The sequence below is a fragment of the Paraburkholderia oxyphila NBRC 105797 genome (genome assembly GCF_000685075.1).
GTDB lineage: Bacteria > Pseudomonadota > Gammaproteobacteria > Burkholderiales > Burkholderiaceae > Paraburkholderia > Paraburkholderia oxyphila.
In genome coordinates this window covers 136,751-144,724 of the sequence record NZ_BAYD01000015.1, presented here as the reverse complement: position 1 = coordinate 144,724, position 7,974 = coordinate 136,751, and the positions used below count along the sequence as shown (strand labels likewise).

At 69.8% G+C, this 7,974-nt stretch carries 7 protein-coding genes and 1 riboswitch; of the genes, 4 read left to right on the top strand and 3 right to left on the bottom strand.

The features are described 5' to 3' along the window. Positions 1 to 64: 64 nt before the first annotated feature. From cobM to BO1_RS13430, 3 genes are read right to left on the bottom strand one after another with little or no spacing between them, the layout of a single operon-like run. A complete protein-coding gene (gene cobM, locus BO1_RS13440; protein WP_028218009.1) occupies positions 65 to 796 on the bottom strand; it encodes a precorrin-4 C(11)-methyltransferase in 732 nt (243 codons plus the stop codon). 23 nt (positions 797 to 819) lie between these two features. Continuing rightward, complete coding sequence (locus BO1_RS13435) at positions 820 to 1,554, bottom strand: cobalt-precorrin-6A reductase (protein WP_043284716.1); 735 nt, start codon at positions 1,552 to 1,554, stop codon at positions 820 to 822. Further along, positions 1,551 to 2,780 (bottom strand): bifunctional cobalt-precorrin-7 (C(5))-methyltransferase/cobalt-precorrin-6B (C(15))-methyltransferase, encoded by a 1,230-nt coding sequence (locus tag BO1_RS13430; protein WP_043284714.1) that lies wholly within the window; start codon positions 2,778 to 2,780, stop codon positions 1,551 to 1,553. The genes BO1_RS13435 and BO1_RS13430 overlap by 4 nt, the downstream gene beginning before the upstream one ends. Before the next feature lie 168 nt (positions 2,781 to 2,948). Next, positions 2,949 to 3,131: riboswitch (cobalamin riboswitch) on the top strand. Positions 3,132 to 3,265: 134 nt separating this feature from the next. Between BO1_RS13430 and cobG the strand changes: the two genes are divergently transcribed. Genes cobG through cobJ form a run of 4 tightly spaced genes read left to right on the top strand, consistent with a single transcriptional unit; the run spans position 3,266 to position 7,852 of the window. Then, entirely contained in the window at positions 3,266 to 4,693 is a 1,428-nt protein-coding gene (gene cobG / locus BO1_RS13425; RefSeq protein ID WP_043284750.1) for a precorrin-3B synthase, read from the top strand. Further along, on the top strand, positions 4,686 to 5,312 hold the full coding sequence (locus BO1_RS13420) for a precorrin-8X methylmutase (protein ID WP_028218005.1): 627 nt from the start codon (positions 4,686 to 4,688) through the stop codon (positions 5,310 to 5,312). The genes cobG and BO1_RS13420 overlap by 8 nt, the downstream gene beginning before the upstream one ends. Continuing rightward, positions 5,313 to 6,044 carry a precorrin-2 C(20)-methyltransferase gene (locus tag BO1_RS13415; protein ID WP_028218004.1) on the top strand — a complete coding sequence of 244 codons (732 nt, stop codon included), beginning with the start codon at positions 5,313 to 5,315 and terminating at the stop codon, positions 6,042 to 6,044. It abuts the gene before it with no gap. After that, positions 6,032 to 7,852 (top strand): precorrin-3B C(17)-methyltransferase, encoded by a 1,821-nt coding sequence (gene cobJ / locus BO1_RS13410; protein WP_084687932.1) that lies wholly within the window; start codon positions 6,032 to 6,034, stop codon positions 7,850 to 7,852. Before BO1_RS13415 ends, cobJ begins: the two co-directional genes overlap by 13 nt. Positions 7,853 to 7,974 lie beyond the last annotated feature (122 nt).

Genomic DNA, 7,974 nt, shown 5'->3' with positions numbered 1-7,974 from the left:
GCAAACGCGTAAACCGCAATAAACCACCCCAAATTCCAGAAATCAAAATTTCAAAAAAAGCCCCTCACCGCTTAGACGCGCCATAAAGCGTCGACTCAGCAAACCCCTCTGCAGCAAGCACGCGCCCCACAAGAATCAGCGCCGTGCGCTCAATATCAGTGCCCTGCACCTTAACCACGATATCCTCAAGCGTACCGGTCACGCGTTCCTCATCCGGCCAGCTCGCGCGATAAATCACGGCCACCGGGCAATCATCCCCATAATGCGGCCGCAATTCCTCGACAATACGCGCGATATGACGCACACCCAGGTGAATAGCCATCGTCGCGCGATGTCGCGCCAGGTCACCTAGCGCCTCACCCTCAGGCATCGAAGTCTTCGTCGCATAGCGAGTAAGAATCAGCGTCTGCGAAATACCGGGCAGCGTAAGCTCGCTACCAAGCGCCGCCGCGCACGCGGCTGTCGCAGTCACGCCAGGCACAACCTCATAAGGAATCCCAAGCTCACGCAGCCGGCGAATCTGCTCACCAATCGCGCCATAAAGCGACGGATCACCCGAATGCACACGCGCGACGTCATAGCCCCGGGCGTGCGCGCTCTCCAGCAGCGCGACAATCTCATCGAGCGTCAGCGGCGCAGTGTCCACCACCTGTTGCGCGCAATGTCCTTCGAGCACGGCAAGCGGCACGAGCGAGCCCGCATAGAGAATCACGGGACAGCTGCGCACGAGGCGCTGCCCTTTCACGGTGATCAGCTCGGGGTCGCCCGGCCCCGCGCCGATGAAGAAAACAGTCATGCGTTGAAACTCCCCTGAATGGGTCAGATGTGCCGCACTACGTTGCCAAGCACGTCGATCACGTCTTGCACCGTGGTGAATTCCCGTTGCGCTTGCGGCAACGCGGGCCGCCGCATCATCACCACGGGCAGCCCCAGCTCGCGTGCAACGGCGAGCTTCGCCTCGGTGGCGTCACCACCGCTGTTCTTGCTCACGATCACATCGAAACGCCCCGCCTCGAAAAGCATGCGCTCGCCCTCGAGCGTGAACGGCCCGCGCGCATCGATCACGCGTGCACGCGCGTGTCCCGCGTGCGCGTCCAGGCAGCGCACCGTCCAGTGCTGATGCGCGGGAACCTCGTCGAGATGCGCAAGCGGCTCGCGGCCGAGCGTGAAAAGCACGCCCGAAAACGGCGCGATAGCTTCGATCACGCCCGCCCAGCCGTCCACCATGCGCCAGTCGTCGCCATGCTGCGGCTGCCACGGCGCGCGGCGCAGCGCCCAGTACGGTACCCGTGCCGCCGCGCACGCGCGCGCCGCGTTCGCGCTGATCTGCGCCGCGTAGGGATGCGTGGCGTCGAGCACCAGCGCGATGCGCTCATCGGCGAGATAGCGCGCGAGGCCCTCGGCGCCGCCGAAGCCGCCCACCCGCACGGCACACGCCAGATCGGCAGGCACGCGGCCGAGGCCCGCAAGGCTGTAGACATGCTCAGGCCCAAGTGCGCGGGCAATGCGCAATGCGTCGCCGGTGCCGCCGAGCAGCAGAATGCGCGCCGTCATGGCTTCACGGCTTCGTAGAGCGTGACGGGGAGCGCCTGGCGCCACGTATCGAAGCGCCCGAGCGGCTCGGCTTCGCCAATTCCGATCCGCGTGAGCGTGCCGCCATGCTGCGCGCGCCATGCCACGAGCGCCGCCTCGCTCTGCACGGTCACGGCATTCGCCACGAGGCGGCCACCGGATTCAAGGCGCGCCCAGCAGGTTTCGAGCACGCCCGGCACGGTCACGCCGCCGCCGATGAACACGGCGTCGGGCGCGGCAAGACCGTCGAGTGCGTCGGGCGCGCGGCCCGCCACGAGTTGCAGCGCCGGCACGCCGAGTGCGTTGCGGTTGTGTTCGATGAAGCGTTGACGCTCGCCGTTCGATTCGATGGCGATCGCGCGGCATGCCGCGTGCGCGCGCATCCACTCGATGCCGATCGAGCCGCTGCCCGCGCCCACGTCCCAGAGCAGCGCGCCAGGCGTGGGCGCGAGGCGCGCCAGCGTGAGCGCGCGCACGTCGCGCTTGGTGAGTTGGCCGTCGTGCAAATAGGCGTCATCGGGTAAGCCGGGCGTAAGCGTCCATGCGCGCGCCGGTGCCTCGGCATCGGCATCGGCTTCGCATTCGAACGCGACGAGGTTGAGCGCGGCGGTTTCATCGGCATGCCATGCGTCGGCGCGACCTTCGATGCGCCGCTCGAGCGGGCCGCCCAGGTGCTCGAACACCGTGAGCCGCGTCGCGCCGTAGCCTTGTGCCGAGAGCAGCGCTGCGAGCGCCGCGGGCGTGCGCCCATCGGCGCTCAGCGCGAGCACGCGCGAGCCCGCGTAGAGATGACGCCTGAGCCCGTCGAGCGGCCTGCCGACCAGCGAGACCACGGCCGTCTCCTGGAGCGCCCAGCCGAGGCGCGCAGCCGCGAGCGAGAGCGACGAAGGCGCAGGCAGCACGTCCATCTCGCCCGGCGCCACGTGACGCGCGAGCGTCGCGCCCACGCCGTAGAACATGGGGTCGCCGCTCGCGAGCACGCAGACGCGCTCGTGCGTGGCGCGCAGCGCGAGCAGCGGCTCGACGCTGAACGGCTGCGGCCAGGGCTCGCGGCGCGCCGGCACGCGCGCGGGCAGCATCGCCAGATGGCGCGCGCCGCCCGCTACCGCCGCCGCCGCGAAGAGTGCGCGCCGCGCCTCGCGCCCGAGTCCCGCATATCCATCCTCGCCTATGCCGATCACCGTCAGCCACGCCCGCCTGCCCTGCATCCGCTCTCCGTTTCGCATTGCGCGCGGGCCGCACTGATTCGCGGAAACGCGCTGGAAAACGGGCATAATACCGCTTCCGCCGGCGCCTGAAGGGCGAAAGCCCGCAGGCAGCTTTGCATGAGACCGGAGTAAGCGCGTTGCATGGGGTTGGAGTATGTGCTGAAGCACTAACTCCAACCGACAGCTGAAGCGCTAACTCCGGATCGCAAACAGGGAACACAGCGAAGCTGTGGCCGCCCCCGCGACTGTGAGCAGCGAGACCGCATCCATCCGGGCCACTGGTTTTACCGGGAAGGCCGATGTGGTTGACGACCTGCGAGCCAGGAGACCTGCCGGCCGAAAGTGTGTTCGCGCGCGTCCGAAGCCTGGCGGGGTGTACCGGCTTCGATCGCGGCGCGCGGATGGTTTCGCGTTTTCGCGCTCCCGCGTGGCGCCCCGCAATCGCCCCTTCGCGGCGCAGCCGCGGCGGCATGCCTGAGCGCGCGATGCATGCACGGTGTCCCTTGAATCACGACTCGAAGCCCGCTTTGTCTCCTGCTGCGCTGGCCGCGGCCCGCCGTTCGGCGTGCCCGGGTCTCGTGCGCGTGGTCGCGGCGCGCGACGGCGGACTGTGCCGCATCCGCCTCGCGGGCGGCGCGCTCACGGCCGCGCAGGCGCATGCGATCGCCGAGGCCGCGCTCGCCCATGCGAGCGGCACGCTCGAGTTGACCAACCGCGCGAACGTGCAGGTGCGCGGCGTGCGCGCGGGCAGCGAGGCGGCACTCACCGAGGCGCTAGTGGCGGCGGGCCTGGGGCCAAAGACATCGGCGCATGCGCACGGCGATCTCTGCGCCGCCGACGAATTGCGCAATCTGATGCTGAGCCCGCTGGCCGGACTCGATCCCGATGCGCTCATCGACACCAACACGCTCGCCGCGCCCATCGTCGCGATGCTGCAGAGCGAGCCGCGCTTCACGGCGCTCTCGCCCAAGTTCGCGCTGCTGCTCGACGGTGGCGAGCGTCTCGCCGCGCTCGATCATCCGCATGACATCTGGCTCGCGGCCGCGCGCGGCGCAAACGGCGTGCGCTTCGTATTCGGCCTCGCCGGCTGCGTTGGCGAAGGTGCGCTCGGCGCGGTCGCATCCGCGCACGCGCCCGCCCTTATTCGCGCGCTGCTGCATGCATTCCTCGACCTCGCGGAGCCCGGGCAGACGCGCATGCGCGAAGTGCTCGCATCGCACGATGCCGATGCGGTGCTCCAACGCGCACTTCGTCACGCGGATTGCCCCATCGCGTGCAACGGTGCAGGCAATGAGACAGCATTGCACGCATGGAAACGCGAGCCTGTTGACCTTTCGTTGCGCCTCGGTGCAGATGCACTCGACGGACGCGCCTTCGCTCATGCGGACACCAGGGGCTACGCAGGCTGCCAGCCGCCGCTCGCACGGCTCGATGCCGCGACGTTGCACGCGCTCGCCACGCTTGCGGAACAGCACGGCGACGCGACGCTGCGCATCACGCCCTGGCAAGGCGCGATCTTGCCGAACGTGGCGCAACGCGCCATGCCGGAAATCCTCGACCGCCTGCGCGCGCTCGGCCTCGTGTGCGATAGCGCCGACCCGCTCGCGCGCACGATCGCCTGCACGGGCTCGGCGGGCTGTGTGAAGAGCCGTGCCGATACCAAGGCCGACGCACTGCGCCTCGCCGCGCAGCTACCGCCCGGTGTGCATGTGCACTTGAGCGGCTGCGAACGCTCGTGCGCGGCCGCGCATCAGGCACCTTTCACGCTGCTCGCCGCCGCACACGGCCACTATGACCTTTACGAGCGCGACCCAACTGCCGCCCCTTTCGGGCGCCTGGTCGCGCGCAACCTGACGATCGAAGCCGCCGCGCGTACCCTCGCGCAACGGCCCCGGAGCACCCCCGATGTCTGACTACATTCGCGACGGCCAGGCGATCTATCGCGAGTCGTTCGCGACGATCCGCGCCGAAGCCGATCTCTCGCACATTCCCGCCGACCTCGAAAAGCTTGCCGTGCGCGTGATCCACGCCTGCGGCATGGTCGACGTGGCCGCCGAGCTGGCGTTCTCGCCCGGCGCGGGCCACGCCGGCCGCACGGCGCTGGCAAACGGCGCGCCCATCCTCTGCGACGCGAAGATGGTCGCGTTCGGCATCACGCGCGCGCGCCTGCCTGCCAGCAACGCCGTGATCTGCACGCTCGACGACCCCGCCGTGCCCGGCCTCGCGCGCGAGCTCGGCAACACGCGCTCGGCCGCCGCGCTCGAACTGTGGCGCGAACACCTCGAAGGCAGCGTGGTCGCCATCGGCAATGCGCCCACCGCGCTCTTTCACCTGCTCGACATGATCGCGGCCGGCGCGCCGCGCCCCGCGCTGATCCTCGGCATGCCGGTGGGCTTCGTCGGCGCCGCAGAGTCGAAGGCCCTGCTCGCCACCGCCGCGCACGGCGTGCCGTTCGTGGCCGTGCACGGGCGGCGCGGCGGCAGCGCCATGGCCGCCGCCGCCGTCAACGCACTTGCTTCGGAGATCGAATAAATGTCCCTCAAAGGCCGTCTGCATGGCATCGGCGTTGGCCCCGGCGACCCCGAGCTGCTCACGCTCAAGGCGCTGCGCCTCCTGAAGGCCGCGCCCGTGGTCGCGTACTTCGTCGCCAAAGGCAAGAAAGGCAATGCGTTCGGTATCGTGGAAGACCATCTGCACGCGCAGCAGGAACGCCTGCCGCTCGTCTATCCGGTGACGACCGAAGCGCTCGAGCCGCCGCTCTCGTACGAGGCGATCATCGCCGACTTCTACGACGGCGCCGCGGAAGTCGTTGCCGGCCATCTCGACGCGGGCCGCGACGTGGCCGTGATCTGCGAAGGCGATCCGTTCTTCTACGGCTCGTACATGTACCTGCATGATCGCCTCTCCGAGCGCTACGAAGCCGAGGTGGTGCCGGGCGTGTGCTCGATGCTCGGCGGCGCGGCCGTGCTGGGCGTGCCGCTCGTCTACCGCAACCAGAGCCTCGCGGTGCTCTCGGGCGTGCTGCCCGAGGACGAACTGCGCCGCCGCCTCGCCGACGCGGACGCCGCCGTCATCATGAAACTGGGCCGCAACTTCGAGAAGGTGCGCCGCGTGCTCGCCGAGCTCGGCCTCGCGCAGCGCGCGCTCTATGTCGAGCGCGCGACCATGGCGAACCAGCGCATCGTGCCGCTCGACGAGGTCGATCCGATGGCCTCGCCGTACTTCTCGCTGCTCGTCGTGCCGGGGGAAAAATGGCAAGCCTGATGCCGCCCGCGATCGTCGTGCTCGGCCCCGGCGCGCTCGCGACCGCGCAGCGCGTGAAAGCGCTCTATGCGGGCGCGCAGATTCACGCCTTGCAGGAACGCGCGCAAGGCGACATCGCGTTCAGCGGATTGAGCGAGCACTTGCGCGAGCTGTATCGGCGCGGCACGCCCATCGTCGCGCTGTGCGCGGCCGGCATCGTGATTCGCTGCCTCGCGCCGCTGCTCGCCAGCAAGGGCGTGGAGCCGCCCGTGCTCGCGCTCGCCGAGGACGGCAGCGCCGTCGTGCCGCTGCTCGGCGGCCTCACCGGCGTGAACGTCATGGCGCGCGAGATTGGCGCGGCGCTCGAAACCGCGCCCGCCATCACCACGAGCGGCGAGCTGCGCTTCGGCACGTGCCTGCTCAATCCGCCCGAAGGCTACGCGCTTGCGAGCCTCGCGCAGGGCAAGCGCTTCGTCTCCGATCTGCTCGCGGGCGAGGCCACGCGCATCGACGGCGCCGCGCCCTGGCTCGAGACCGTGAACCTGCCGCGCGATCCGGCGGCGCGCCATGCGATCCGCGTGAGCCCGCATGCCTGGGACGGCAATCCCGAGCATCTCGTGATTCATCCGCGCAGCGTGGTCGCGGCGGCCAGCGTGGCGCATGCGCTGCTCGCCGAGCATGTGCGCGAGGCATTGAGCGCGAACGGCATCGCGCAAGAGGCGCTCGCGGCGCTCGTCGCCCCGGCCGCGCGCATGGGCGATGCCGGGTTCGAGCAGGCGGCGAGCGCATTGGGTGTGCCGCTGCGATTTGCCGATGCCGGCGATGCGGCCCATGCTGCCGAAATGGCGGGTCCCGCCGAAGCTGCCGACTCGGCCAACGCGGCTCGCGAGCAAGCCAACCATCGTGCGCACGCTAGCGCCGCCGCCCTGCTCGACGCGCTCGCGCTGCCTGCATCCGCGCAGCGCCTCGCCGCCGAACACGGCATCGCGCTGAGCGTCGCGCATGAACCCCTCGACGCGCGCACGCTCGGCGAGGCACGCGGCAAGCTCACGGTGCTGGGCCTCGGACCGGGCCGCGCCGACCTCCTCACGCCCATGGCGCGCGCCGCGCTCGACGAGGCCACCGATATCGTCGGCTATGCGACTTACGTGGAGATGGCGGGTCCGTTGCGTCCGGGGCAGGTGCGCCACGCCACCGACAACCGCGAAGAGCTGCAGCGCGCGCGCCATGCGTTCGAGCTCGCGAGCGCAGGGCGGCGCGTGGCCGTGGTGTCGTCGGGCGACCCCGGTGTGTTCGCGATGGCCGCCGCCGTGCTGGAAGCGCTCGAAGCCTCGGACGAGCCGCGCTGGCACCGCGTCGAGCTCGAGATCGTGCCCGGCGTCTCGGCGGCGCTCGCCACGGCGGCGCGCGTTGGCGCGCCGCTCGGCCACGACTTCTGCATGCTCTCGCTCTCGGACAACCTCAAGCCGTGGAACGTGATCGAAAAGCGCCTGCGCCACGCCGCGCTCGCCGATCTCGCGATGGCCTTCTACAACCCGATTTCGCGCGCGCGGCCGTGGCAGCTCGACCGCGCACTGGAAATCGTGCGCGAAGTGCGCGCTCCCGGCACGCGCGTCGTGCTCGGCCGCGACGTGGGCCGCCCGGGAGAGACTCTGCGCACGACCACGCTGGGCGAGCTGGATTCATCGCAGGTGGACATGCGCACGATGGTCATCGTCGGGTCGTCGGCCACGCGGGGCTTCGCGCGCGGCGCCAGCAGCGGCGAAAAGCACGGCGAATGGATCTACACGCCGCGCTGGTATGCGCAGGATGGGGGCGTGAAAGGTTGAGCGCGCATCGACGGGAGCGAACCTCGCGTTCTCCCTGATTCAACCTTTTGCGCAGCGTGCCGTAAACGCAGTGATCTTGTTATTACCCGATCCTGTCTCGCTTCTGCCCCATTACGTGCGCC